Genomic DNA, 24,503 nt, shown 5'->3' with positions numbered 1-24,503 from the left:
GCAAGCGGGCCTGCCACCTCCCTCGTTGCGCTCCGATGCTCGCTCTCGTCATCCTCGCCGGCCTCTGGGCCGGCCTGCAGAACACCCTCGCCGGCGGCGGCTCGTTCGTCACGCTGCCCGCGCTGATCGTGTCGGGCATGTCGCCGCTCGCGGCGAACATCACGTCGACGGTCGCGCTGTTTCCCGCGCAGGTCACGACCGGCTGGGCCAGCCGAAAAATGGTGCGCGGCGCGGGCAAGCTGTCGTTTCGCGCGCTGTTCGCGATCAGCGTGGTCGGCGGCGCACTCGGCGGGCTGCTGCTGCTGAAGACGCCTTCGTCGATCTTCTCGCGCCTTGTACCGTGGCTCGTGCTGTTCGCGACCATCGTGTTCGCGTGGGGCAGCTTCTTCCGCAAGCCGCGCGAAGGCGCGGCGCACCTCGGCACCGTCCCTGCCGCGATCTCGCAATTCATGATCGCGATCTACGGCGGCTACTTCGGCGGCGGACTCGGCTTCCTGATGATGGCCGTGTTGACGATGGCCGGTCTGTCGCCGCGTCACGCGATGTCGACGAAGAACGCACTCGCGGGCGTGATGAACGCATCGGCCGTCGTGCTGTTCGTGACGTCGCCGCACCTGCACTGGGGATCGGCACTCGCGCTCGGCGGCGGCGCGATCGTCGGCGGGCTGCTCGGCACGTGGGCGCTGCATCGCGTGAACGAACGCATCCTGCGGATCGGGATCGTCTGCATCGGCGTCGTGCTGACCATCGGATTGTTCGTCAAGCCGATCTGACGCACGCGCTTCCCGCCCAACGATAACGAGAGGCAGGAGAGGCGGACAACGCGTTGAGGCAAAGCCTCAAGCAACGGCATATCACGATGATCGCGCTTGGCGGCGTGATCGTGCGCGTGATGGTGTGCTACGTCGGCTCGGTGTCGATCCTGATCCTGTGCATGCCGTGGACCGACAAGGCCAACCAGAAATCGCCGCAAGTGTCGCTGTTCAACATGGCGGGCTTCACGGGTGCGGCCGTCGCGATGAAAACCGTGCTGTTCGAATCGTTCATGTCGGTGATGAACTCGTTCCTGGCGAGGATGCGTTGACCGGCGGCCGGCGTGCGCGTTCAGCCGAACGGCCGCACGCCGATCAGCGGGCCGTGCAGGAACCGCGCGAACACGGCCCAGACGACGATCCCGCCCAGCACGGCGACGATGTCGCCCGACAGCGCGCCGGCCGGGTAGCGGACGCCATCGCGGCGATCGCGCGCACGCGACACGACGAAATCGACGATCGACCACACGAAGAACGCACCGAACAGCACGACCGCATGCACGGTGCCGTTCACGAGCAGGTGCGCCACGGCCCAGACCATCACGCCGGCCAGCATCGGGTGTCCGACGAGCGTCTTGATCCGGTTGCGCGGCACGTACGACGCGGCGATCAGCACGAACGCGACCGCGGTCAGCATGCCCGTCAGGTGGCGCACGCCGACCGGCGACACCCACAGCAGCGTCGCGCCCGAGCGGGCGATCCCGTACCCCCAGACGATCAGCACGAAGCCGACGACCGACGCGATCGAATAACCGCCCTTCCAGCCCTTCTCGCCGATCCGCTCGATCGTCGTGGAGCGCCAGCCGCCGGCGACGATCCGGATCGAGTGCACACCGAGGAAGATCGCTAAACCGAGAATCAGGACGAGCATCGACTGTCTCCGTCTGGAATGATGAGTGGGGATACGTTCCGCGCGACGTACGATGCGCCGTTCGCGGAGCCGGCGGCAAGGCCGGCGCGGGCCGCGCCCGGCGGCGCAACCCGCGCCGATCATAAACGCCGGGACTGCCGTTGTGAAGCATGCAGGATGTGCGGCGCGTCAGGCTTGACGCGTTCGTACGTCCGATCGTGCGGGCCTGCGGCCGTACGACGCACCGGTCGCCCGGTGATGGGTACGCCTGAAGAAAGGAAAGCGAACATCGCGCGGCTGTCGCTTCGCGCGGCCGGTATTACGTCTCCTTGCGCTTCGCCGGCGGTTTCGATGCCGGTTTCGGCGCAGGTTTCGATACGCGCGCGGCTTTCGGCACGGAGAGCGGTTCGGCCGTGGATTTCGGCGCGGGTTTCGCCGCCACCGTGGATGCCGTCTTCCGCGCCGGGTTCGGCGCAGGCTTGGGCGCGGATTTCAGTGCCGCTTTCGGCGCGGCTTTCGGCGCGGCTTTCGATGCCGATTTCGATGCCGATTTCGCTGCCGTCCCGGCACCCGCCTTCGACGCCGGCTTCGGCACGGCCCTCGCCTTGCGCTTCGGCGGCCCGGCCAGCAACGCCGCACGATACGCGCCGCGGCACCAGTCGAACAGCGCACCCGCATCCTCGAGCACGTCGGCCGGCGTTTCGTAGTAGCCCTCGAGCGCGACCGTACGCGTGGGCCTGGTATACGAGAACGGCCCCATGCCCGCCGCGACGAACGCCGGACGGTTCACGTCGTCGACACGCAGGAACAGCGACCCGCGCGACATGAAGCCGAACATCACGCCGTCGAGCCGCAACGCCGCGCCGCTGAAGAACCGGGCGACCGCGACCGTGCCGAGCGGCGCGAGCTGATACGCGATCTCCTCGCCGTGCGCCTTCTCCGCTTGCCAGCTCATGCGCAGGCCTCGCAGCGCCGCGTCCACGCATCGAGCTCGGCGTCGTCGAAACCGACGGCCGTCGCACTCTCGCGGATCTGCCGCCACGTCGCGCGGTCGACCGGGATGCCGGCGGCCCCGCGTGCGGCACGGCTGGCATCCTCCGGCTCGCCGGGCATCCGCACCGGCGCATCGCCGGCCTGCGGCGATGCCTTCGCCCACGCGACGAACGCATCGGCCTCGCGCCCGGCGTCGGCCGCGTCGAACGCGTTCGGGTCGATCAGCACCGACAGCATCCCGTTGACGATCGCGCTCGTCTTCTGCAGCGTATCGCCGTACGTCGTATGCCCGCCGACCAGCGCGCCGCCGAAGATCTCGCACATCGCCGCGAGCGCATACCCCTTGTGCAGCCCGAACGGCAGCAGCGCGCCGAACGGCTGCTCGTGCATCACGGCCGGATCGTCGGTCGGCTGGCCGCGATGGTCGATCAGCGACCCGGCCGGCACATGCTTGCCCTGGTTGTACGCGACGCGCGTCTTGCCGTACGCGATCGCGCTCGTCGCGAAATCGAGCAGCAGCGGCGGTTTGCCCGCCCGCGGATACGCGGCGCAGAACGGGTTCGTGCCGAAGCGCGGATCGGTGCCGTGCAACGGCGCGACCAGCAGGTCGCCCGGCACGTTGACGAAATGGAACGACACGAGCCCCGAGCGCGCGCACTGCTCGGCCCAGTGCCCGATGCGGCCGAGGTGATGGACGTCGCGCAGCCCGATCGCACAGATCCCCATGCGCCGCGCACGCTCGATTCCCTCGACCATCGCCTCGAACGCGATCACCTGGCCGAAACCGCGGCCGCCGTCGATCGTCAGCACCGCGCCGCCGTCGCGCACGATCGACGCGTGCCCGTTCAGTTGCAACTGCCCTTCCCGCCACGACGCGACGTAATTCGGGATCATCCCGATCCCGTGCGAGTCGTGGCCCGCGAGATTCGCGCCGACCAGGTGATCGGCGACGAGCGCTGCCTCGCGCGCACTGCTGCCGGCCCGCTCCCAGAGTGCCGCGACGAATGCGTGCAGCGGTTCGGCGCGCATGCGCAGCGGTTCGGTAGCGGGCGTCGGCAGGACGGTCATCGGCAACACTCCATCAAGTCGGATCGGGAAATCGATGCTTCGGACGCTGCGACGCTCAGCGCGCGGTCGCGATCACGTCGGCCACGGCCGCGGTCAGCTTCTTCGCGTACGGCACATGCAGGAACTCGTTCGGGCCGTGCGCGTTCGACTTCGGCCCGAGCACGCCGCACACCATGAACTGCGCGGACGGGAAGCCTTCCTGCAGCACGTTCATCAGCGGGATCGTGCCGCCGAGGCCCATGTACGCGCAGTCGGCGCCGAAGTGGCGGCGCGACGCGGCGTCGAGCGACGACGCGAGCCACGGCGCGAGATCGGGCGCGCTCCAGCCCGTCGCGGCGCCCGCGTCCGGCTTGAACGTGACCTTCGCGTTGTACGGCGGATCGAGTTCGAGCAGCTCCTTCAGCTGCTGCACGGCCTGGGCGGCATCGACGAGCGGCGGCAGGCGCAGCGACAGCTTGAACGCGGTGCGCGGACGCAGCACGTTGCCGGCATCGGCGAGCGCCGGCATGCCGGCCGCACCCGTGACCGACAGCGACGGACGCCATGTCGAATTCAGCAGCGCCTCGCGCGGATCGGTCGTGGTCGGCAGCACCGGCTTGCCGTCCGCGCCGCACGCCCACGGCAGCCCCTTCCATACGGTGTCGCCGAGAATCGCGGCGGCCGCTTCGGCCTCGCGCACGCGGCTCGACGGAATCTCGCAATGGAACACGCCCGGCAGCAGGTTGCCGTTCTTCGCATCTTCCAGGCGCTCGAACAGCTGGCGCATCACGCGGAAGCTCGACGGCGCGATGCCGCCGTAGACACCCGAGTGGATGCCTTCTTCCAGCACCTCGACCTGCAGGTCGCCCGACACGAGGCCGCGCAGCGACGTGGTGAGCCACATCTGGTCGTAGTTGCCGGCGCCCGAATCGAGACAGACGACGAGCGACACCTGGCCGAGCCGGTCGCGCAATGCATCGACGTACGGCAGCAGGTCGTAGCTGCCCGACTCCTCGCAGGTCTCGATCAGGCCGACGCAGCGCGGCCGCTCGATGCCCTGCTCGTCGAGCGCGCCGAGCGCCGCGAGGCTCGCGTAGATCGCGTAACCGTCGTCCGCGCCGCCGCGGCCGTACAGCTTGCCGTTCTCGAGCTTCGGCGTCCACGGGCCGAGGTCCGCGCGCCAGCCGTCGAATTCGGGCTGCTTGTCGAGGTGGCCGTACAGCAGGATCGTATCGGTGCTGCCCGAGCGCGTGGCGGGCGTCTCGAAGAAGATCACCGGCGTGCGGCCCGGCAAGCGCACGATTTCGAGCGTCAGGCCCTTCACGGGCTGCCGTTCGGCCCACTGCGCGGCGTCCGTGACGACGCGCTCGAGATAGCCGCGCTTCGCCCAGTCGGGGTCGAATGCGGGACTCTTCGCGGGAATCGCGATGTAGTCGGTCAGGGCATGGAGGATTTCATCGTTCCACTTGCGCTCGACGAAGGTAACGAGCTTGTCATGGTCGAGGACGGGGGTCGTGTCGACGGAAGTCATGATGGGGGTGCCTGGATCGGGCTGACGAAAACCCAGATCATACGCCGATGCTCCCCCGCCGGCGCCCCCTCCTGGCCGTTCAGACGACCTTCGGGAACGCGTCGCGCAGCCCTGCCGCGCAGGCCAGCGCGTCGTCCCACAGGCGTCGCGTCAATGTGCCGGCATCCGCCTCGCGCGCGAGCGCCGCGGCCTCGCCCGACCACAGCAGCGAGAAATCGTCGCGGCCCTGCCGCTCGAACGCGCTACGCAGCGGATCGACCGCGGTCGTCGCGAGCGGGAACGCGGGCGCAAGGGCACTCATCGGCCCCTGTTCGCGCATGAAGCGCGTCAGCAGCCCGCGCGCGGGGCGGCCGGTATACAGGTTGGTCATGCGCGTGCCGTCGTCGCGTGCCGCGCGTACCGCCGCGCGATGCTGCGCCGACCGGCCGGCCTGCGGCGTCAGCAGGTAGGCGGTACCGATCTGCACCGCACGCGCGCCGAGCGCGAACGCGGCCGCGATGCCGCGCCCGTCGGCGATCGCACCGGCCGCGATCACCGGCGCGCGCACCGCGTCGACGATCTGCGGCAGCAACGCGAACAGGCCCGGTTGCGCATGGATGTCGTCGGTCAGGAACATCCCGCGGTGGCCGCCGGCCTCCGCGCCCTGCGCGACGATCGCGTCGACGCCGCGCGCATCGAGCCAGCGCGCCTCCTCGACGGTCGTCGCGGAAGAAACGACTCGCGCGCCCGTACGCCGCACGCGTTCGAGCAGCGTGTCGTCCGGCAACCCGAAATGGAAGCTCACGACGGCCGGCCGCCATTCCTCGACGACCGCGCACGTCGCATCGTCGAACGGCGCGCGGCCCGGGCCGCCCTTCACGCCGGCCGGATCGACTCCGGCTTCCGCGTAGTAGCCGGCGAGCGCCGCGCGCCAGCGCGCGTCGACTTCGGCGTCGGGCGCGGGCGGCGTGTGGCAGAAGAAGTTCACGTTGAACGGCGCGGGCGTGCGGGCGCGGATCGCCGCGATCTCGTCGCGCAACTGCTGCGGGCCGAGCGCCGCGCACGCGAGCGAACCGAGCCCGCCGGCTTCGCACACGGCGATCGCGAGCGGGCTCAGCGAACCGACCATCGGGGCCTGGATCAACGGCAAACGGGAAGGCAGTGTCGTCATCGGAATCCTTTTTCGCCATGCATGGTCGTCGCCACGCGGGTTGTTCTTCGTCTCGTCGCGCACAACCGGCCTGATGCCGCGTGCGCTACGTGCCGCCGCGATCCATGCCGCGCCGGTATGCGGCCGGGCTGGTCGCCGCGACGCGCCGGAAATGCCGGCGCAACGATTCCTCCGAGCCGAACCCCGCGCGCGCCGCGACCTGCGCGAGCGGCAGCGCGGGCTGCGCCTCGAGCATGTCCTTCGCGACGTTCACGCGCTCGCGGATCAGCCAAGTGAGCGGCGACATCCCCGTCGCATCCGCGAACTGGCGCTGCAGCGTGCGCGTGCTCATCGCGGCCTGCGCGGCGAGCGATGCCAGCGTGTGCGGCTCGGCCGCATGGGCGCGCATCCAGTCGATCAGCTTCGCGAGCCGGTCGGTGCCGCCCGGCGCGACCGGGCGCGGCACGAATTGCGCCTGCCCGCCATCGCGGTGCGGCGGCAGCACGAGGCGCTGCGCGACCCGGTTCGCGATCGCGCCGCCGTGGTCGCGCCGCACCAGATGCAGCAGCATGTCGAGCCCCGCCGCCGAACCGGCCGACGTGACGATCTGCCCTTCGTCGACGTACAGCGCATCGGGATTCACGCGCAGCGCCGGATAGCGCGCCTGCAGGCGTTCCGCGTAACGCCAGTGGGTGGTCACCGTGAGCCCGTCGAGCACGCCGGCCGCCGCGAGCACGAACACGCCCGAACAGATCGAGCAGAGCCGCGCGCCGCGCCGATGCGCGGCCCGCAGCTTCTTCAGCAACGGCTCGGGCGGCCGTTCGTCCGGATCGCGCCAGCCGGGAATCACGATGGTGTCCGCGCGATCGAGCATCGCGAGCCGGTACGGCGCGGCGACCGTGATGCCGCCCGCCGCGCGCACCGGCCCCGGCTCGCTGGCGCATACCGCGAAGCGATACCAGTCGACGCCGAGTTCCGGGCGCTCGAGCGCGAACAGTTCAACCACGCAGCCGAATTCGAATGTGCAGAGGCGATCGTAGGCGAGCGCGACGACGAGATGATCATGCATGGCGCAATGTTACCGGAACTTGTCGATTGCGCCACTGCCGCAAAGCGGGCCGAACCGCGATACTGCCTCTCATCCCGGCGCGCTCCGCGCCCCTTCCACCCGGAGAACCTGCCCATGTCCTACGTCACCGACGTGCCCGCCGCCGACAGCCCCGCCGCCCTCGCCCATTTCGAGGCGTCGCTGCGATTCGAGACCGATTGCTGGGACGTGCACGACGCGCTCGCGTCCGGGGCACCCGACTTCGTGCTGCTCGACGTGCGCGGCCCCGACCAGTTCGCCGCCGGCCACGTGCCTGGCGCACGCAACCTGCCGCGCCGCAAGATCATCGAGAGCAAGCTCGCCGGCTATCCGGCCGGTACGCTGTTCGTCGTCTACTGCGCGGGCCCGCACTGCAACGGCGCCGCACGCGCGGCGATCCAGCTGGCGCGCCTCGGCCGGCCGGTCAAGCTGATGATCGGCGGCGTGACGGGCTGGCGCGACGAAGGTTTCGCGTTGAGCAACGAAGTGCAGCCGATCGGCGCCGAAGCCGACTGATCGTCATTAAAAACGCAACAATCAATTGCCAGCACACGAACGAAAAAAGCGCGACAATCAGCCACATTGCAGTTCGGACGGAGCAGCACCATGCATGATGCAGTCCTGATTCAAGTGGCCGGTTCAGTCGCCGCGATCGCGATCTATTTTCTGCCGGCCGTCATTGCCGACCGGCGCGGCCGGCACGACAAGCTGACGATCGCGATGTTCAACGCGCTGTTCGCATGGACCGGCATCGGCTGGCTGATGACGCTGTACTGGGCGTGCCAGCCGAACCCGCGTACCGACGTCGCGCAGACGATCCTCGCGAAGCGCCGCGGCGTCAGCATGCGGACGTTCTCGTCCGGCCTCGTCGAACGCGTGCAGCGCCGCGTCGCGGCCCAGGAGCAATGGGCCGAGAAGCAAGGCTGCCGTTAAGTCCCTTTTTCCCTTTCACCGTGCCGCGTCGAACTTCGGCATCCTGACGTTGGTCGACGCGCGGTAAGTCCAGTGCAGTCCCTCGTGCGGCGGCCAGCCGCCTGCGCGCAAGCACGCCCCGAACGCCCCCGCCGTCACCGCCCGCGCGATCCGCTCGCCCGGGCACGCGTGCGGCCCCGTGCCGAAGCCGAAATTCGGCCCCGCCGCGCGGCCGGGCATCAGCCGGTGCGGTTCGCGATGCACGGCCGGGTCGCGGTTCGCCGCGGCGAGCACGACGAGGATCGCGTCGCCGGCTTCGACGGTCGCGCCGTCGATCGTCGTGCGCGCCGCGACGAAGCGGCGCGTGTTCTGCACCGGTGAATCGAAGCGCCCGACTTCGGCGACGAAGGCGTCGAGCGCCGTGTCGTCCGGCACGGCGCGCGCGGCGTGGGCTTCCCCGTGCCATGCCACCAGCGTGTTGCCGAGCCACGCGGCCGTCGCTTCACAGGTCTGCGACAACAACCCGACGAGATTCGCCACCAGCGCGCCGCTTGCCTGCCAGCCCGACGCGCGCGCTGCCTGCTGCACGGCGGCGACGAGCGTGCCGTCGTGCGCACGCGTCTGCGCGACGCGCTCGGTCATCCGGTCGAGCAATTGCCGCGCGCCTTCGCTTGCGCGCGCCAGCGCCGCGGCATCCGACAACGGCGACAGCGCGGCGACGAAGTCGACGACCCGCGCCGCGATATCGTCCAGCTGCGCTTCGTCGAAGCCGAGCAGATCGGCAACCGCACACACGGGCACGGTCATGCACCACGTATTCAGCGCGTCGGCGTCGCCCGGCGCCGGCAACCGTCGCGCGGCAAGCTGCGCCGCGCGAGCGCGCAGCGCCTCCGTGTCGATCGGCGCGAACGCCGCGCGCAGCGCCTGCTTCGGCACGTCGTGCCGCGACGCGCCGTCGTTCATGCGCACCAGCTCGCCGAACAGCGCGCCGGCCGTCGTGCCGCGCAACGCGGGCGGCACCGGCATGTCCAGCGGGCGTACGCGGCAGGCCGGATGGCCGAGCACGGCCGTCACGGTCGACGCGCGGCTCGCGACCCACAGGCCGAGCGCGGCGTCGAACGCGAGCGGCGGCCCGTCGACGAGCGTCGCATAGTAGGGTTAGGGATCGCGGTGCGTCACCGCTGCAATGGGATCGGTCGGGTTCATGCGCTCAGTATCGATGGCGTGCACCGCCGCATGTTTCGGGTTCACGTGAAATGTCGCGGCACGGGCGCCGCGCGCCGCGGCCTCGCAACGCAAGGCAACGGTCAGGCGGCCGACCGGTCGCGGTGCGACTGCATGCGCATCCGGACGCGCCCGGCCGAAATCGCGCGCGGCTCGGGCAGCACCGTGTCGTGATGGAACATTTCCTGCCGGAATTCGCCGTTTTCGTCGAACCACTGGCAGATCAGCCAGTCGCCGTCGTCGAACACGACCGGCCCCGCATAGGTGACGGTCATGCGCGGCCCGCCCGTTTTCAGCGTCACGACATCGCCGACGCGAAACCTGACGCGCTGATTTTCTCGGATCGTCATCGCTCTCTCGGATTTTATATATTGATATTCCCGGCGGCCCGCCAACCGGTCATTTGAATGTGCCGCAGATTATCAATCAAAAAAACGGCCGGCAACTGCCGCACACGAAAATACATTGATCGAGAAAATGCAACGATACGCGCCATCGACACGCGCGGCGGGCCGCCGATCGCCCGATCCGGCGCGGCCTGCACGGCGGATCGGGGCAACCGGGGGAAATGCGGAGAATAAACGATGGTTTTCGCGCCGTCATCGACGGTTAATTAAGACGCGAAATAGGTTGATTATTGTCAATCGACGTTTCCGCTGGAAACGATCCCATGTTTAATTGGCCATCATTCTCCGAACAAAACCGGCGAATTATCGGGTGCCGCAAACCAGCGGTTGATGTCGCGCCCCGGCACGGCCGCCTGTGCGAACGTAAACGTGCCGTCGCGCGCCATCTCGGTCGCGGCGCGCAGGAACGCGCCGAGCGCGGCCCGCGCCAGCGCGCCGCCGACGCTGACGCGCTTCACGCCGAGCGCCGCGAGTTCGTCCAGGCTCAGCAAGCCGCCCTGCAGCCCCATCACGACGTTCACCGGCGCGCCGACCGCCCGCGTCACGGCCGCGATTTCGTCGGCGTCGGTGATGCCCGGCGCATACAGCACGTCGGCGCCCGCGTCACGATAGGCGACGAGCCGGGCAATCGTGTCGTCGAGATCGCGGCGGTCGTGCAGGTAGTTTTCGCAGCGCGCGGTCAAGGTGAACGGAAACGGCAGCGCGCGCGCCGCGCGGGTAGATCGGCGCGTCGGCGCGGCCCGTCGCGTCCTCGATCGAGCCGCCGACCGCGCCGGCCTCGGCCGCCAGCCGGATCGTTTCGGCCACCGTGTCGGGTGCATCGCCGAAGCCGTTCTCGAGATCGGCGCTCACCGGCAGGCCACCCGCGGCGACGAGATCGGCAATGTGGTCGAGCATCGCGTCGCGGTCGATCGCGTTGTCGGGCTGCCCTTTCGAAAACGCGTAGCCGGCGCTCGTCGTGGCGAGCGCCTCGAAACCGGCCATCGCCAGCAGGCGCGCGGTGCCGGCGTCCCACGGGTTCGGGATGATGAACGCGCCGGGGCGCGTGTGCAGCGAACGGAAAACTTCGGCGTGGCGCGCTTGCAGGTCGGAACGGGTCATCGTGGACTCCCGGATGGTCATGACGGGTGAGCTTACGCCGGTCGTGCGCGCGACGTTTCAGCGATGGCCGAAATGTCGTCGCGCGACCGGAAAAAACCGACGCGCGGGACGCGCGCCGGCAGCCGGCGCTTACGTCGATGCAGCCGGCCCGCCGTCGATGCCGAGCAACACGTCGGCGACGCCCTCGGAGAACTGCATCGTGCGGCCGTCGATCAGCACGGCGTCCGGATGCGACGGATCGCGCACCGCCTGCGGCACGCCATGTGCGATCAGCACGCGTGCGCACGCTTCCCAGTCGGGTACGTCGACGCCCTCCGGTTCGTTGACGGACGCCCAGGACAACGTGCCGAGCGCGTCGCTCCCGAATCCGTGCGGCTCGCGCCAGCTTGCGCCGTGCGCGAGCAGGAACGCCAGCAGATCGGCATCGCCGCGGAACACCGCGTGATTGAGCGCGCTCGCGTCCCAGTCGCCACCGCGCACGGCAATCGGCCAGCCCAGCTCGACCATGACCTTCACCGCGTCGCGCGCCCCCCATGCGGCGGCATCCGGCAGTTGTCGCAGCCGGGCCTCGGTCAGCGCGCCGGGCAGTTCCGGATGGCGCGCCCGGATACGCCGCGCGGTGTCGGCGTCGGCACGCGCACAGGCCGCCACGAATGCGTCGTCCGGGCCGAGCGCCTCTTCCGCGCCGGCTGCGCGCAGCAGCGCCGCGACGTCGGTCAAGCCGGCCTGCATCGCCAGCCGGTACGCACTGACGCCCGCCGGCGTGCACGCGCGCGGATCGGCGCCGGCCGCCAGCAGCGCGGCGACATGGCGCGCCGAGCAGCGCACGCCGATCGCGCGCAGCAACGGCGCGCCCCAGGTCCGCGCGAGGCCCGCGCCGGGCGGCTCGTTCGCGTCGCCGCCATGCGCGAGCAGCAGTTCGAGCGCCGCCGCGTCGCGCATGTCGAACGCGCGCCGCAACGCATTCGTGCCGCCCACTTGCGCGCCGTGCTCGAGCAGCACGCGCGTGCAGGCCGGATTCTCCAGCGAGTGATACAGCGATTCGCCGTCGTTCGGGTCGGCGCCGGCTTCCAGCAACATCGCCGTGAGCGCCGGATCGCGATTGACGCCCGCGGCGCCGTACAGCGCCGACAGTGGCGCCGACTCGTCGGGCTCGGCAAGCGAAGCCGGCGGAAACCGGTTGCCGATCCGCTGGTTCGGATCCGCGCCTGCATCGAGCAGATGACGCGCGCAGTCGCGCAGCCCGATGGCGAACGCCGGAATCCGCCCGAGCCGCGAATGCGTGACGGCGACCAGCGGCGGCAGCTTGAACGCACCGCCGGCGCGCGCGATCCAGCCGGGATCGGCGGCCAGCGCCGCCTTCACCGCGTCGAGATCGCCCGCCGCGCATGCGATGGCCGGATCGGCCGACACGAGATCGGGATGGTCGAGCAACAATTGCGCGGCGACACGCGGCCGGGGCGCATCGACGCCGCCGGTCACCTCACCGCCGTAGGCGAGGTGGAGCCAGCGCCGGATCAGCGCCGACCGCGGTTGCCGCGCGAGCGCGCGCATTTCGACGAACGCGCCGAGATCGGCCCACGACGCGAAGCCGTACTCGCGCGCGATGCAGGACTGCGCGTCGTGCAGGCGGAGCCCGAGCGCGCGTGTTTCGTCGTGCGTGCGGTTCGCGGCGGCGGGGAGCGACCGGACAAAGCGCGCGACGGCACCGGCGTCGCCTTGCCGGTACAGGCGCAACAATGCCTTGGCCTGCTTTTTCAGATGATCGGGATGGGCGTTGGGAGGCAGCGTGTTCATGCGGATCCTCGTGCATGGATGGCCGAAGGTCCGCAATACCGCCAGCACAAAGGATGGGGAAACCTCGAGTGGATGCGACACAGGTGGGTTCAACCCTTTCCGCGGACCCGGAAGCGACCTGCATCGCTGCCCGGTATCGTAGGCGACGGCCGGCGACATCGTCAACCTGCCGACGCAGCGCCGCTCAGCCCGCGAGCCGCTTCGTCAGGAAAATGCGCGTGTGCCCGACCGGATAGTCCGGCAGCTCGCCGAAGCGGACATAGCCGCGCTTTTCGTAGAACGGTCGCGCCTGGAAATCGAACGTGTCGAGCCACGCGCTGTGGCAGCCGCGCGCGAGCGCCTCCGCTTCGGCCAGATCCATGATGCGCGTGCCGGCGCCCTGGCCGCGCGCGGCCTCGGGCACCACGAGCAGGTCGACGTGCAGCCAGCCGAACGCCGTGCCGCCCCACAGGCCGCCGACCACCGCGCCGGCGGCGTCGGTCACGACCACGGCCAGCGGCCGGAACTCGGCCGGGCCGGCCTGGCTTTCGTTGAACCGGACGAGCGGCGCGACGATCTGCTTGCGTACGTCCGCGTCGCCCGCGTCGGTCACTTCGTAGGTGAACGTCATCGGTTGCGTCGGGTTGAATCGTGAACGGGAATTGGCTGGAGCCGCACGCACCGCGCGCGTCAGACCACGTAGGCGCCCTTCGCGTGCAGCGCCGCTTCGGTACGCTCGAGCGCCGCGATCGCATCGCTGCCTTCGAGCGCGAGCAACTGCGCGACCAGCGCCTCGGCCATCGCATGCGCGGCCACCAGCGACGGGAAGAACGACGGGCTGTCGTGCGTGAAGATCAGTTGCGCGTCCGCGTGCAGCGCGATCGGCGCCACCGCGCTGTCGGTGATCGCGACGACCTTGCTGCCCTGCTCCTTCGCGGCCTGCGCGACGCGTGTTGCTTCCGCCGAGTACGGCGCGAAGCTGACGACCACGGTCACGCTCTGCTTCGCGATCGTCCGCAGCTCCATTTCGAGCGAACCGGCGACGCCGTTGAGCAGCGACACGGTCGGGCGGAACAGCCGGTAGCCGTACACGAACCCGAACGCGACCGGATAACACGAGCGGAACCCCGCCACGTGAACATGCGATGCCTTGCGGATCAGCCTGGCCGCGTCCGCGAGCGCGTGCTCGTTCTGCGCGGCGGTGGCCGACAGGTTGTGCTGCTGCGCGGCGAGCAGGTCATGCGCGAGCGACGCCCTCGCGTCGGGCCGCACCAGCGAGCGCGCGCGCTGCGTGAGCGGCTCGGGCCGCGCGCGCACGCGCGCGACGCACAGATCGCGCAACTCGTTCCAGCCGGGAAAACCGAATTGCTGCGCGAGCCGCACGAGCGACGCAGGCTGCACCTGCGCGCGCTGCGCGACCTTGCGCATCGACGACGTGGCGACTTCGTCGGGATGGTCGAGCAGGAAGGCGGCGCCCGCCTGGAATTGCGGGCTCAGCTCGGAAAATTGCGCCCGGATCCGGGACGCGAGTTCGTCGAAATTGGCAGCCATCGTGATGGGAACGGGAACCGGTCGCTCATGGTATCACCGGCCCCGCGCGCACCGGTCAGCGCAGCACTTCGACGTGATCGGCGTCGACCTTCACGCTGCCCGACCATTTGCGCTCGAATTCGCCGGTCACCTTCACTTCGTTCTTGTCGCTGACCGGCTGGCCGGCCGCCCACAGCTTGTGGTCGATCTCGACGCGGATCGTGCCGGTGGCGTCGGCGAACTCGTAGTCCTCGCCGCCGACGTGCTTGACGATGCGCCCTTGCAACTGCACGTGCTGATCGTCCTTGCCGTTGGCGAGCAATTCCTTCACGGTCGTCGTGGTCAGCGCGGATGGCCCCGTGTATTGCGCATAGACGGCGGCGGGCAGCGTGGCGAGTGCAACCGCCAGGATTCTGGCCAGGTGTTTCATGATGTCGGTCCTCTGCTTGAATGTGACGCCGCGCTCCGTTGAACGCGACGGCACCAGATTACGGATCGTAAGATTAAGCAAACCTGAAGGGCGCGCCGAGGCGACACGGTGCCGCATTGGACAGGTACGAAATGGCGGCGGCGCCCTCCGCATTTAAGCTTGACCTAAGACGCGCGCGCTTATCATGGGAATCCCGGGCGTTGCCGCGCCCTGCTGAAGAGACACGAATCCATGCGCGTACTGCTCGTCGAGGACGATCCGCTGATCGGCAGCGGGCTCGAACAGGGCCTCAAACAGGAAGGCTTCGCGGTTGACTGGGTGAAGGACGGCGATGCCGCGTCGCTCGCGCTGCGTTCGACCGGCTACGGCCTGCTGCTGCTCGATCTCGGGCTGCCGAACCGCGACGGCCTGTCGGTGCTCGCCGCGCTGCGCCGCCGCGACGAAAACCTGCCCGCGATCATCATCACCGCGCGCGACGGCGTGCCCGACCGCATCGCGGGCCTCGACAGCGGCGCGGACGACTATCTCGTCAAGCCGTTCGAACTCGACGAACTGCTCGCCCGCATCCGCGCGGTCAACCGCCGCCACGCGGGCCGCGCGCAGACGACACTCGCGATCGGCCCGCTGCGGCTCGATCCCGTCAAGCACCTCGTCTGGCTGGACGATGAGGAAGTGCCGCTGTCGCCGAAGGAGTTCGTGCTGCTGCACGAGCTGATGCGCGAACCGGGCGCGGTGATTTCGCGCGAGCAGTTCGAGGAGCGGCTGTACAGCTGGGGCGAGGAAATCGAGAGCAACGCGGTACAGGTGCATATCCACAACCTGCGCAAGAAGCTCGGCCACGACATGATCCGCACGGTGCGCGGCGTCGGCTACCGGATCGGTGACGGCACATGACGCACGTGCAACGCACGATCGCACGCTGGCGCAACGCGTCGCTGCGGCGACGCCTGCTGACGTGGCTGCTGCCGGCCGCGTGCGTGATCGGCCTGGTCGCGAGCGCGGGCACCTACTGGGGTGCGTTGCGCGAGCTCGACGACCTGCTCGACGACCAGATGCGCAGCATGTCGAAGCAAATCGTCGTCGGCCCGAACGGCGAGCTGTCGTTCAGCGACCGTGCAAACGGCAAGCACGGTTTCGAGGCGAGCGACCCCGATGCGGTCCTGCTGCAGGTGTGGCGCAACGGCACGCTGGTGTATTCGACCGACCGCGATTCGAAGTTGCCGGCACCCGCGCAGAAGGGTATCGCGAGCGTCGACGTCGGCGGCCAGTCGTGGCGCACCTACGTGACCGAACGCGGCGGCACGACGATCCGGCTCGCGCAGGCGCGGCATGCCCGCTGGGAAGCGATCGCCGGGATCGCCGTGCATCTGCTGTGGCCGGTGTTCTCGATGCTGCCGCTGCTCGCGATCGGCCTGTGGTTCGGCATCGGCGCCGGGTTGCGGCCGCTGCGCACGATCGCATCGGGCCTGAAACGCAGGAATGCGAACAACCTCGAGCCGGTCGACGTCGCGTCGATGCCGAACGAGGTCCGCCCGCTCGCCGAAGCGATCAACGACCTGCTTGCGCGGCTCGACCGGTCGTTCACGCTGCAGCGGCATTTCATCGCCGATGCCGCGCACGAGTTGCGCACGCCGATCATGGGGCTGTCGATCCAGTCGCAGTTGCTGCGGCGCGCGGCGACCGCCGAGGAGCGCGAGCACATTCTCGCGCAGATCCAGGCGGGCACGACGCGCCTCGGCCACCTCGCCGAGCAGCTGCTGACGCTCGCGCGCCTCGAACCCGATGCGCAGGCGGCCGCCTCGACGTCGGAGCCCGTCGATCTCGCCGCGCTGTGCCGGTCGGTGGTGTCGGACCGCGCGCGCGTCGCCGACGCGCACCGGATCGATCTCGGCGCGATCGTCGCCGCGCCCGTGATGGCCGCGGGCAATGCCGACACGCTGCGCGTGCTGCTCAACAACCTCGTCGACAACGCGATCCGCTATGCGGGCGCAGGCGCGCGCGTCGACGTGTCCGCGCGCGTCGACGGCACGACGCCCGTGCTCGAAGTCGCCGACGACGGCCCCGGTATTCCGGAAGCCGAACGCACGGACGTGTGGGAACGCTTCTATCGCGGCGAAGGCGCGCAGGCCGTCACGTCGTCGGGCAGCGGGCTCGGGCTGTCGATCGTCAAGCGAATCGCCGAACAGCATCGCGCGACGGTCGCGCTCGGCACCACGCAGGGCGGGCGCGGGCTGACCGTCACGGTGCGGTTTCCCGCACCGGTCTGATGCGCACGTGACCGGAAGCTTGTCCACAGATTATGTTGGCAAGCTTGTGGACAACCTTCCATTAACGACACCAAGCCCTTGATCGGAAAGGATTTGTCGGGCATGCGCGGCAAATGCGCCAGCCCGGGGCAGCCGCGCGCCCGTCGATCGTCATGGACGATTCGTTTGATCCGCGCATCCAATTTGACAACCAGTTGTCTATTTTGTAAAGTGGTTGTCAATTCATGATGCGAGCGGGATATGACGAAATCCGAGAAATTGACCACCGTCGCGCTGTCCGTATTCCGCTTGAACGGGCTGCTGATCGAATGGGGCAACACCTTTTCCGGCCCGCACGGCCTGACCAGTGCGCGCTGGCAGGTGCTGGGCGCGATCTCGATGGCGCCGGACGCGCCGACCATCCCGCAGATTGCCGATGCAATGGGCATCACGCGGCAAGCCGTGCTGAAACAGGTCAACGTGCTGACCGAAGAAGGGCTCGTCCTGTCATTGCCGAACCCGGCGCACAAGCGCTCCCCTCTGTATGCGCTGACGCCGCGCGGCGAAGCGGCCTATCGGGCCGTGGCCGAGCAGTGGCAGCAGCATGTCCGCGACATCGCCGGCGACTTCAGTGCGGCCGACCTCGATGCCGCCATTCGCGTGCTGTCGGCGATGTCCCGGGCGCACGGCCAGGACGGCCACGCGTAACCCCGCCAGCCCGCCACCTCACCAGGAATTCCCATGCCCCACTTCAAGCCGATGGATCCGGCCTTTCCGATCCAGCAACAGATCGCGATCGACGCGGAGCCGGTCGTTCTCGTCAACGTGTTCACCCTGGCACCCGCCGACGAAGCGGACTTTCTCGCCGCCTGGAAGGACGACGCGGCATTCATGAAGCAGCAGCCGGGGTTCATCTCGACCCAGTTGCATCGCGCACTCGGCGACAGTCCGACCTACCTGAACTACGCGATCTGGGCATCGACCGCTACGTTTCGCGCGGCCTTCACGCATCCGGCGTTCGTCGCCAAGCTGTCGGCCTATCCGTCGTCCGCCGTCGCCAGCCCGCACCTGTTCCAGAAAGTCGGTGTCGCCGGTATCTGCACCGCGTAAGTGCGCGTGCGTCACGTGGCAACGCGTGGCATCCGCCGGTATCGCACCGGCCGATCGCGAACGCGGACTTCTCCACAGAAAATGTTGGCAAGCTTGTGGATATCCTGCGCACCGCGACGCTAAACCCTTGATCCGATGGACTTTGGCACGCGTGATGCAGACGAGGGCCGGGCGATGGCCGTCGCGCTCGCCACTTCGCCCCAGTTCGCATCACGACGCCACGACGATGCACGCAACGACCGCCGCATGCACGCCGGCCGGCTGCCGTGCCGGCCACTTACCCACAGATTGTGTTGGCAAGCTTGTGGATATCCTGAGCACGCATGCGCTAACCCGTTGATCGGCCTGAGGTTCGTGCGCGGGGTCACCGTTGCGGCAACGCGTGGCGCAAGCGTGCACGAACGATCCGGCACGACGGCTACGCTCAACCCGCGCCTTGACGCCCGCGCAGGTCACGCATCAAGATCATGCGAGCCGCACCACGACGCATCACCATCACTCCGAGGAAGACCATGGAACACTTCACCGCGTGGCAGTTGCTCGTCTCGCTCGTGCTCGTCGCCATCGTCGTCTATCCGTACGTCCGCATCGTCCGGCGCACCGGACATTCGGGCTGGTGGATCCTGACGATGTTCGTCCCGGTCCTGAACTTCATCATGTTGTGGGTATTCGCGTTCGCGCGCTGGCCCGCGGTCGACGATCGGCAGCGCTGACTATCGCGGCGACAGCGCGCGAGCTTGTCCACAGATTGTGTTGGCAAGCATGTGGATAGCCTGCGCATACCGCAGCCAAGCGCTTGATCCGAAAGACTTTGTCCGCGCCGCCTCAAACGCGGCACGCAGCCGGCATATCGCCGGTTGCGTGCCCTCGCGCGGCGTGACGCGTCGCCACCGGCGCCGACCGGCGCGCTTGTCCACAGATTGTGTTGGCAAGCGTGTGGACAGCCTGCGCATACCGCAGCCAAGCGCTTGATCCGAAAGACTTTGTCCGCGCCGCCTCAAACAGGGCACGGCCGCGCACGCCGCGCCGAACGCGGCCGCACGCGGGCTTGTCCACAGTTTTTGTTGGCAAGCATGTGGATATCCTGAGCATGCGCGACCTAAGTCGTTGATCGCACAACGTTTGGTCGCGCGGGTCACGACTGCGGCACGGCGTGCATGCGGATCGCGTTCACGCTCGCCGCGCCGCCCGACTCAACCGAACGTCCGCGCCACGATTTGCGCGACCGACGCGATCACGCCGTCCTTCGCCCGCGCATCGGCTTGCGCCTGCGTGTAGTACACGACCAGCACGATGGGCGCGCCCGACGCCGGCCAGATGACGCCGGCATCGTTCGTCGTCCCGTAGTCGCCGGTGCCCGTCTTGTCGCCGACCGTCCACCCTGCCGGCACGCCTGCGCGGATCCGCTTGTCGCCAACCTTGTTGCCGCGCAGCCACGCGACGAGCTGCGCACGCTGCGCGGCCGGCAGCGCGTCGCCGAGCGTGAGCACGCGCATGCTCGCCGCCATCGCGGCGGGCGTCGTCGTGTCGCGCGGGTCGCCCGGCAGCGCGGTATTCAGTTCGGTCTCCCATCGATCGAGCCGGAACGTGTCGTCGCCGATCGAGCGCGCGAACGCGGTCACGGCGGACGGGCCGCCGATCAGCTTCATCAGCAGGTTCGCGGCCGAGTTGTCGCTGTACTGGATCGCGGCCTCGCACAGCGCGGCAACCGTCATGCCCGAACCGACATGCTTCCCGGACACCGGCGAATAGTTGACGAGATCGGCCTTCGTGTACGTCACGCGCTGCTGCAGCCAACCCGGGCGATCGACGCTCTGCGCGAGCACCGCCGCGCTCAGCATCGCCTTGAACGTGCTGCAGAACGGGAAGCGCTCGTCCGGGCGATGCGCGATGACCCGGCCGCTCGCGGTGTCGATCGCGCACACGCCGAGACGGCCGCCCGCGTCGCGCTCGAGATCGGCCAGCGCAGCCGCCGCCTCGGCCACCGCTGCCGGATCGGCCGCGTCCGCCTTCGCGGCCTGCCGCGACGCGCACGCGGTGACGGTGAGGACGAGCGGCGCCGTCGCGGCGGCCAGCAACAGGGTTCGACGTTTCGATGAGTAGGTCATGTCGGTTGTCTCGGAGTGGAATGGCGGCGAATCGAGGTTGAAACGGCGGCGCCGAGACAGCACTATCGAGACTTTACGGTTAGCCGACAAGCAACGATAATTGAGCGCTGACAAAAGAAATTCTTATGACGAAGCTCCGCCCTCATCTTCCGCTCAATGCGTTGCGCGCGTTCGAATCGTCGGCGCGCCACCTGAACTTCACGCGCGCCGGCCTCGAGCTGAGCGTGACCCAGGCCGCGGTCAGCCAGCAGGTGCGCTCGCTCGAGGAGCGGCTCGGCTGCACGCTGTTCACGCGGCTGCCGCGGGGCCTCGGGCTCACCGACGAAGGGCGGGCGCTGCTGCCCGTGCTGAGCGATGCGTTCAGCCGCATCGAGACGGTGCTCAAGCAGTTCGACGGCGGGCGCTTCCGCGAGGTACTGACACTCGGCGTCGTCGGCACCTTTGCCCTAGGCTGGCTAATGCCGCGACTGAAGCAGTTCGGCGACACGCATCCGTTCGTCGAACTGCGGCTGCGCACCAACAACAACGTCGTCGATCTCGCCGCCGAGGGACTCGATTTCGCGATCCGCTTCGGCGAAGGCAACTGGCCGGCGACGCGCAACGAACGGCTGCTCGATGCACCGCTCACCGCGTTGTGCGCGCCGGAGATCGCGCGGCGCCTCGCGCGGCCGGCCGATCTCGCGAACGAAACGCTGCTGCGCTCGTACCGCACCGACGAATGGCACGGCTGGTTCGACGCCGCGCAGCTCGAGCCGTGGACGGTCAACGGGCCCGTGTTCGATTCATCGCGGCTGATGGTCGAGGCCGCGATGCAGGGTGCGGGCATCGCACTCGCGCCGGCCTGCATGTTTGCACGCGAACTGCAGCTCGGCCTGCTCGCGCGACCGCTCGACATCGACGTGTGCGCGGGCGGTTACTGGCTCACGTCGCTGAAATCGAAACCGCTGACGCCCGCAATGACGCTCTTTCGCGACTGGATCGTGGCCGAGGCGGCCGACACGACACCGGACGCGTAACGCAACCGCCCTTGTCCACAGAAAGTGTTGGCAAGGATGTGGATATCCTGGGCACCCGGGACCTAAGCCCTTGATCGCGCACGAATTTGCGTTCCGACCCACACATCGGGCAGCCTTTGTGCACGCGCCTCGCGCGCATGCCGCATTCGGGCCCGATACTCAACCCATGCGACGCAATCGATGGCAAGTTGTCCACAGAATTTGTTGGCAAACCTGTGGATATCCGCCGGATCCGGCGCGTAACATCTTGATACACAAGGGGATTCGATATCAGGACCTTGACCGGTCAATGGTGTGGCACCGCACCATCATTCGAACGGCCTCCCGGGCACACATCGGGAGCGCAGCACACGTGCGGCCGAAGGCCGGCCGGTTCTCCACAGATTGTGTTGGCAAGCTTGTGGATATCCTGCGCACCGGGCGCCTAACTCATTGAGCGCACGGGGTTTTGTGCTTCATCCGCAGAATCGGGCAGCGCCGGCGCGGCCCGTGCGGCTCGCGTCGGCGCACGCCGTGGATCAATGCCGGTCGAGCCCGCCGCGCAATTCGCTGGCCTTGTCGCGCAACGCTTCGTAACCCGAACGCGCATGCTCGGGCAGGTCGGGATCGCCGATCAGCGCGCCGAGCGTTTCGATCAGGCTGAACAGGATGCCCTTCGCCGCGCCGACCGCGATGCTCTGCGATTCGATCGACTTGTGCAGGTGGTCGACCGCCGCCTCCAGGTTTTCGAGCTTGTGCTCGCCGTCGTCGGGCCGGTTGTCGGTCGTCATCGTCTACCTCCTCCATCGTTCAAGGGTCATGTCACGATTCTATGCCGCTGCGCACGAACGTGGCGCGACATCGCGCAACGTTCGTGCAGCACGGCGCTACAGCACCGCGACCACCTTCACCCGCCCCGGCTGCTCCGCCGCCGCGACGACCTGGCCGTCGACACGGCGGAACGTCAACGACACGGTTTCGTCGCCGACGCGCAGTGCGTCGATCCGCAGCCAGTCGACGCCCTCCGGCAGCGCCGGACGCTCGACGCGCACCTCGTGGCGCGTCGCGTCGATGCTCACACCGAGGCATGCCTGCAGCATCATGAATGGCGCACCGGCCGCCCAGGCCTGCGGCAGGCAGGCCACCGGATACGCGGTCGGCGGTTCGCCGCGCCGGCGCGGGAACCCGCAGAACAGCTCCGGCAAGCGCATCTCGAAGCTCACCGCCGCCTCGAACAGCGCGCGCAACAGGTTCACCGCGGCCGTCTTGTCGCCGTAGCGCGCCAGGCCGCGCGCGATGAGCGCATTGTCGTGCGGCCATACCGACCCGTTGTGATAGGCCATCGGGTTGAAACGCGGCTGCCCGGCCGCGAGCGTGCGGATGCCCCACCCCGTCTGGAACAGCGTCGAGCCGAGCACGCCGGCCACCGCCGCGCCGCGCTCGGCATCGGGCAGCCCGAACGCGAGCAGGTGCCCCGCGTTCGACGCGAACACGCGGCACAGGTCGCCATGGCCGTCGAGCGCGATCCCGTAGAAATGGCCCTCGGGCATCCAGAACAACGCGTCGACCTGGTCGCGCAGCGCCTTCGCGCGCAACGCGTAGCGCGTCGCGTCGGCCGCGTGGCCGCGCCGGTGCGAGCACGCCGACATCGCATCGAGCGCCGCGCACGCATAGGCCTGCACTTCGACGAGCGCGATCGGCCCGTCGGGAAAACGGCCGTCCGCATGGAACACCGAATCGTGGCTGTCCTTCCAGCCCTGGTTCGCGAGGCCGCGCTCCGACGTGCGCTGGTAATCGAGCAGTCCGTAGGGATTGCGGTCGCACTTGTCGATCACCCATTGCGCGGCGCGCTCGAGCGCGGGCCACAGCTCGTCGATCAGCGCATCGTCGCCGGTGCGTTCGACATAGGCGCCGGCCAGCACGATGAACAGCGGCGTCGTGTCGACACCGCCGTAGTACAGCGCGAACGGCACTTCGCCCGTCGCGGCCATCTCGCTGCGGCGGAACTCGTGCATGATCTTGCCGGGCTCCGCGTCGCGGAAGGCGGAGGTTTCACGCGCCTGGTGCTCGGCAAGAAAACGCAGCACGCCGCGCGCGAGCGACGGCTGCAGCCACAGCATCTGCAACGACGTGATCACCGCGTCGCGGCCGAACGGCGTCGAGAACCACGGAATGCCCGCATACGGGTAGGGCCCCGTATCGAGCTGCGTCGTCAGCAGCCCGAGATCCGCGAGCGAACGATCGAGCCAGGCGTCGAACAGCGGATTGCCGGTGTTCACGCGCGCCATCGACTCGCGCCGCGCACGCATCTCGCGATGCACGCCGACGAGCGCGGTGCGCAGCGCGACGCGGCCGCACCCGGGCCCTTCGCCGTGCGCCGGGCCGAGCGTCGCATCGACGGTCAGGTAGATCGACACGCAGGCCTGCGCGGCGATCGTCAGCGTGTAGTCGGCACGATCGACCGACAGCGCGTCGGGCGCCGGCGAGAAATGCACGGTCACGTTGCGCTCGACGCGGTCGAGGCCGTCGTAGCGCAGCCGCACCGCGCCGGCATCGACGCGCGGAGCAACGACCGTGCCGCGCTTCGGGCGCTGCGTGCCCCGCACCTCGAACATGTCCTTGAAATCGGCCGCGAACGACAGCGACAGCGGCACCTCGGCCTCGCTCGCGCCGTAGTTCGTCAGCGTCAGCGCTTCGTAAAGCACGTCGCCCGCGAGCACGCGCATCCGCTCGATATGGATCACGCCCTCGGGCGTCTCGTGGCCGCCGAGCGGCGGCAGCGGGCGGTTCGTCAGGTGCGCGGTGAACGACGCGTTGTCGGCGCTCGTCGCGCCCGACAGCAGCGACGGCGCGCGGCCGCCGAACGTCAGGCGCCACGTCGACAGCACGCGCATGTCGTCGACGAACAGGCCGTCGTCATGCCCGCCGATGTCGCCGAGCGCGTCGCTCACCACGAACGCGTCGCCGGATTTCAGCACGTACTGGTTGTTGCGCGCGAGCGCCTGCGGATCGGCTTCGGGCGCGATGAAGGCGGGGCCCGACGCGGCGGTCGGGGCGACGGGCGCGACTTGCGGCGCCTGCGTCGTCGTGGCTTCGGCGTGATTCGGCATCGATGCTCCTGTGTCGAGGCGCAACGCGCGGCGCGCGTCGCGTGTTTCGCACAGGATAGGCCAGAACGGGGCACGTGCGCAGCGACGAAACGGCCGCGGCGCCCG

General features: G+C 69.0%; 23 protein-coding genes and 3 pseudogenes. 10 read left to right on the top strand and 16 right to left on the bottom strand.

What is annotated here, in order from left to right; all coding sequences use genetic code 11:
• The first annotated feature begins 35 nt into the window (after nt 1–35).
• Together HWX00_RS16190 and HWX00_RS16185 are read left to right on the top strand one after the other, a co-directional pair.
• A complete protein-coding gene (locus HWX00_RS16190) occupies nt 36–773 on the top strand; it encodes a sulfite exporter TauE/SafE family protein (RefSeq protein WP_175028638.1) in 738 nt (245 codons plus the stop codon).
• Between the two features lie 32 nt (nt 774–805).
• A pseudogene (locus HWX00_RS16185) lies at nt 806–1,069 on the top strand (GABA permease); the annotation flags it as partial.
• A gap of 35 nt (nt 1,070–1,104) precedes the next feature.
• Here HWX00_RS16185 and HWX00_RS16180 read toward each other — a convergent pair.
• From HWX00_RS16180 to ftrA, 6 genes are all read right to left on the bottom strand, one after another.
• Complete coding sequence (locus HWX00_RS16180; RefSeq protein ID WP_059556818.1) at nt 1,105–1,683, bottom strand: NnrU family protein; 579 nt, start codon at nt 1,681–1,683, stop codon at nt 1,105–1,107.
• 298 nt (nt 1,684–1,981) lie between these two features.
• On the bottom strand, nt 1,982–2,617 hold the full coding sequence (locus HWX00_RS16175; protein WP_175028639.1) for a TfoX/Sxy family protein: 636 nt from the start codon (nt 2,615–2,617) through the stop codon (nt 1,982–1,984).
• The gene (locus tag HWX00_RS16170) at nt 2,614–3,723 is read right to left on the bottom strand and encodes a malate/lactate/ureidoglycolate dehydrogenase (RefSeq protein WP_175028640.1); all 1,110 of its coding nucleotides are present in this window, start codon (nt 3,721–3,723) and stop codon (nt 2,614–2,616) included. The genes HWX00_RS16175 and HWX00_RS16170 overlap by 4 nt, the downstream gene beginning before the upstream one ends.
• 55 nt (nt 3,724–3,778) lie before the next feature.
• Nucleotides 3,779–5,233 carry a M20 family metallopeptidase gene (locus HWX00_RS16165; protein WP_034189352.1) on the bottom strand — a complete coding sequence of 485 codons (1,455 nt, stop codon included), beginning with the start codon at nt 5,231–5,233 and terminating at the stop codon, nt 3,779–3,781.
• 79 nt (nt 5,234–5,312) lie between these two features.
• Nucleotides 5,313–6,383, bottom strand: coding sequence for an NAD(P)H-dependent flavin oxidoreductase (locus HWX00_RS16160; protein WP_059556960.1), 1,071 nt, complete (start codon nt 6,381–6,383; stop codon nt 5,313–5,315).
• Nucleotides 6,384–6,468: 85 nt separating this feature from the next.
• Nucleotides 6,469–7,431 carry a transcriptional regulator FtrA gene (gene ftrA / locus HWX00_RS16155; protein ID WP_034189351.1) on the bottom strand — a complete coding sequence of 321 codons (963 nt, stop codon included), beginning with the start codon at nt 7,429–7,431 and terminating at the stop codon, nt 6,469–6,471.
• A gap of 114 nt (nt 7,432–7,545) precedes the next feature.
• On the opposite strand from ftrA, the gene HWX00_RS16150 reads away from it, so the two are divergent.
• Both HWX00_RS16150 and HWX00_RS16145 read left to right on the top strand, forming a co-directional pair.
• A complete protein-coding gene (locus HWX00_RS16150; RefSeq protein ID WP_049032816.1) occupies nt 7,546–7,965 on the top strand; it encodes a rhodanese-like domain-containing protein in 420 nt (139 codons plus the stop codon).
• Nucleotides 7,966–8,055: 90 nt separating this feature from the next.
• A complete protein-coding gene (locus HWX00_RS16145; protein ID WP_034189349.1) occupies nt 8,056–8,382 on the top strand; it encodes a superinfection immunity protein in 327 nt (108 codons plus the stop codon).
• Between the two features lie 15 nt (nt 8,383–8,397).
• Here the strand turns inward: HWX00_RS16145 and HWX00_RS16140 are convergent.
• The 7 genes and pseudogenes from HWX00_RS16140 to HWX00_RS16110 form a co-directional block, all read right to left on the bottom strand.
• Nucleotides 8,398–9,567: pseudogene (locus HWX00_RS16140) on the bottom strand (cytochrome P450).
• Between the two features lie 101 nt (nt 9,568–9,668).
• Complete coding sequence (locus HWX00_RS16135; RefSeq protein WP_049032821.1) at nt 9,669–9,935, bottom strand: YodC family protein; 267 nt, start codon at nt 9,933–9,935, stop codon at nt 9,669–9,671.
• 335 nt (nt 9,936–10,270) lie between these two features.
• Nucleotides 10,271–11,093: pseudogene (locus HWX00_RS16130) on the bottom strand (isocitrate lyase/PEP mutase family protein).
• A 129-nt stretch (nt 11,094–11,222) separates the two neighbouring features.
• On the bottom strand, nt 11,223–12,890 hold the full coding sequence (locus HWX00_RS16125) for an ankyrin repeat domain-containing protein (protein WP_175028641.1): 1,668 nt from the start codon (nt 12,888–12,890) through the stop codon (nt 11,223–11,225).
• 184 nt (nt 12,891–13,074) lie between these two features.
• On the bottom strand, nt 13,075–13,500 hold the full coding sequence (locus HWX00_RS16120; protein WP_069245977.1) for a GNAT family N-acetyltransferase: 426 nt from the start codon (nt 13,498–13,500) through the stop codon (nt 13,075–13,077).
• A gap of 59 nt (nt 13,501–13,559) precedes the next feature.
• Entirely contained in the window at nt 13,560–14,420 is an 861-nt protein-coding gene (locus HWX00_RS16115) for a MurR/RpiR family transcriptional regulator (protein ID WP_175028642.1), read from the bottom strand.
• 55 nt (nt 14,421–14,475) lie between these two features.
• Complete coding sequence (locus HWX00_RS16110) at nt 14,476–14,829, bottom strand: YgiW/YdeI family stress tolerance OB fold protein (RefSeq protein ID WP_034189342.1); 354 nt, start codon at nt 14,827–14,829, stop codon at nt 14,476–14,478.
• Nucleotides 14,830–15,060: 231 nt separating this feature from the next.
• On the opposite strand from HWX00_RS16110, the gene HWX00_RS16105 reads away from it, so the two are divergent.
• The 5 genes from HWX00_RS16105 to HWX00_RS16085 all read left to right on the top strand — a co-directional run bounded on the left by HWX00_RS16105 (nt 15,061) and on the right by HWX00_RS16085 (nt 18,898).
• Complete coding sequence (locus HWX00_RS16105; protein ID WP_034189341.1) at nt 15,061–15,723, top strand: response regulator; 663 nt, start codon at nt 15,061–15,063, stop codon at nt 15,721–15,723.
• Nucleotides 15,720–17,096, top strand: a complete 1,377-nt coding sequence (locus HWX00_RS16100) for an ATP-binding protein (protein ID WP_175028643.1) — start codon at nt 15,720–15,722, stop codon at nt 17,094–17,096. Before HWX00_RS16105 ends, HWX00_RS16100 begins: the two co-directional genes overlap by 4 nt.
• A gap of 240 nt (nt 17,097–17,336) precedes the next feature.
• Nucleotides 17,337–17,783: a MarR family winged helix-turn-helix transcriptional regulator gene (locus tag HWX00_RS16095; protein ID WP_059556827.1), complete on the top strand. Its 447-nt coding sequence runs from the start codon at nt 17,337–17,339 to the stop codon at nt 17,781–17,783.
• A gap of 33 nt (nt 17,784–17,816) precedes the next feature.
• Nucleotides 17,817–18,185, top strand: a complete 369-nt coding sequence (locus HWX00_RS16090; protein WP_034189338.1) for an antibiotic biosynthesis monooxygenase family protein — start codon at nt 17,817–17,819, stop codon at nt 18,183–18,185.
• A 512-nt stretch (nt 18,186–18,697) separates the two neighbouring features.
• Nucleotides 18,698–18,898, top strand: a complete 201-nt coding sequence (locus tag HWX00_RS16085) for a DUF805 domain-containing protein (protein ID WP_034189337.1) — start codon at nt 18,698–18,700, stop codon at nt 18,896–18,898.
• A gap of 480 nt (nt 18,899–19,378) precedes the next feature.
• Here the strand turns inward: HWX00_RS16085 and blaPEN-bcc are convergent, their stop codons facing one another.
• On the bottom strand, nt 19,379–20,293 hold the full coding sequence (blaPEN-bcc, locus tag HWX00_RS16080) for a PEN family class A beta-lactamase, Bcc-type (protein WP_175028644.1): 915 nt from the start codon (nt 20,291–20,293) through the stop codon (nt 19,379–19,381).
• A 125-nt stretch (nt 20,294–20,418) separates the two neighbouring features.
• On the opposite strand from blaPEN-bcc, the gene penR reads away from it, so the two are divergent.
• Entirely contained in the window at nt 20,419–21,309 is an 891-nt protein-coding gene (penR, locus tag HWX00_RS16075) for a beta-lactamase transcriptional regulator PenR (RefSeq protein WP_034189335.1), read from the top strand.
• 518 nt (nt 21,310–21,827) lie between these two features.
• Here penR and HWX00_RS16070 read toward each other — a convergent pair.
• Both HWX00_RS16070 and HWX00_RS16065 read right to left on the bottom strand, forming a co-directional pair.
• On the bottom strand, nt 21,828–22,079 hold the full coding sequence (locus HWX00_RS16070) for a hypothetical protein (protein WP_006482135.1): 252 nt from the start codon (nt 22,077–22,079) through the stop codon (nt 21,828–21,830).
• Between the two features lie 96 nt (nt 22,080–22,175).
• Nucleotides 22,176–24,398, bottom strand: a complete 2,223-nt coding sequence (locus HWX00_RS16065) for an amylo-alpha-1,6-glucosidase (RefSeq protein WP_034189334.1) — start codon at nt 24,396–24,398, stop codon at nt 22,176–22,178.
• Nucleotides 24,399–24,503 lie beyond the last annotated feature (105 nt).

Source organism: Burkholderia seminalis DSM 23518 (genome assembly GCF_902832885.1).
GTDB classification, from domain to species: Bacteria; Pseudomonadota; Gammaproteobacteria; order Burkholderiales; family Burkholderiaceae; genus Burkholderia; species Burkholderia seminalis.
Note: the sequence above shows the minus strand (reverse complement) of the source record. Positions and strands in the feature narration are given on the sequence as shown.

Bases quoted from the DNA above. Each gene is read 5' to 3' on its own strand.
- HWX00_RS16190 (WP_175028638.1), top strand. From the start codon at position 36: ATGCTCGCTCTCGTCATCCTCGCCGGCCTCTGGGCCGGCCTGCAGAAC.
- HWX00_RS16180 (WP_059556818.1), bottom strand. From the start codon at position 1,683: ATGCTCGTCCTGATTCTCGGTTTAGCGATCTTCCTCGGTGTGCACTCG.
- HWX00_RS16175 (WP_175028639.1), bottom strand. From the start codon at position 2,617: ATGAGCTGGCAAGCGGAGAAGGCGCACGGCGAGGAGATCGCGTATCAG.
- HWX00_RS16170 (WP_175028640.1), bottom strand. From the start codon at position 3,723: ATGACCGTCCTGCCGACGCCCGCTACCGAACCGCTGCGCATGCGCGCC.
- HWX00_RS16165 (WP_034189352.1), bottom strand. From the start codon at position 5,233: ATGACTTCCGTCGACACGACCCCCGTCCTCGACCATGACAAGCTCGTT.
- HWX00_RS16160 (WP_059556960.1), bottom strand. From the start codon at position 6,383: ATGACGACACTGCCTTCCCGTTTGCCGTTGATCCAGGCCCCGATGGTC.
- ftrA (WP_034189351.1), bottom strand. From the start codon at position 7,431: ATGCATGATCATCTCGTCGTCGCGCTCGCCTACGATCGCCTCTGCACA.
- HWX00_RS16150 (WP_049032816.1), top strand. From the start codon at position 7,546: ATGTCCTACGTCACCGACGTGCCCGCCGCCGACAGCCCCGCCGCCCTC.
- HWX00_RS16145 (WP_034189349.1), top strand. From the start codon at position 8,056: ATGCATGATGCAGTCCTGATTCAAGTGGCCGGTTCAGTCGCCGCGATC.
- HWX00_RS16135 (WP_049032821.1), bottom strand. From the start codon at position 9,935: ATGACGATCCGAGAAAATCAGCGCGTCAGGTTTCGCGTCGGCGATGTC.
- HWX00_RS16125 (WP_175028641.1), bottom strand. From the start codon at position 12,890: ATGAACACGCTGCCTCCCAACGCCCATCCCGATCATCTGAAAAAGCAG.
- HWX00_RS16120 (WP_069245977.1), bottom strand. From the start codon at position 13,500: ATGACGTTCACCTACGAAGTGACCGACGCGGGCGACGCGGACGTACGC.
- HWX00_RS16115 (WP_175028642.1), bottom strand. From the start codon at position 14,420: ATGGCTGCCAATTTCGACGAACTCGCGTCCCGGATCCGGGCGCAATTT.
- HWX00_RS16110 (WP_034189342.1), bottom strand. From the start codon at position 14,829: ATGAAACACCTGGCCAGAATCCTGGCGGTTGCACTCGCCACGCTGCCC.
- HWX00_RS16105 (WP_034189341.1), top strand. From the start codon at position 15,061: ATGCGCGTACTGCTCGTCGAGGACGATCCGCTGATCGGCAGCGGGCTC.
- HWX00_RS16100 (WP_175028643.1), top strand. From the start codon at position 15,720: ATGACGCACGTGCAACGCACGATCGCACGCTGGCGCAACGCGTCGCTG.
- HWX00_RS16095 (WP_059556827.1), top strand. From the start codon at position 17,337: ATGACGAAATCCGAGAAATTGACCACCGTCGCGCTGTCCGTATTCCGC.
- HWX00_RS16090 (WP_034189338.1), top strand. From the start codon at position 17,817: ATGCCCCACTTCAAGCCGATGGATCCGGCCTTTCCGATCCAGCAACAG.
- HWX00_RS16085 (WP_034189337.1), top strand. From the start codon at position 18,698: ATGGAACACTTCACCGCGTGGCAGTTGCTCGTCTCGCTCGTGCTCGTC.
- blaPEN-bcc (WP_175028644.1), bottom strand. From the start codon at position 20,293: ATGACCTACTCATCGAAACGTCGAACCCTGTTGCTGGCCGCCGCGACG.
- penR (WP_034189335.1), top strand. From the start codon at position 20,419: ATGACGAAGCTCCGCCCTCATCTTCCGCTCAATGCGTTGCGCGCGTTC.
- HWX00_RS16070 (WP_006482135.1), bottom strand. From the start codon at position 22,079: ATGACGACCGACAACCGGCCCGACGACGGCGAGCACAAGCTCGAAAAC.
- HWX00_RS16065 (WP_034189334.1), bottom strand. From the start codon at position 24,398: ATGCCGAATCACGCCGAAGCCACGACGACGCAGGCGCCGCAAGTCGCG.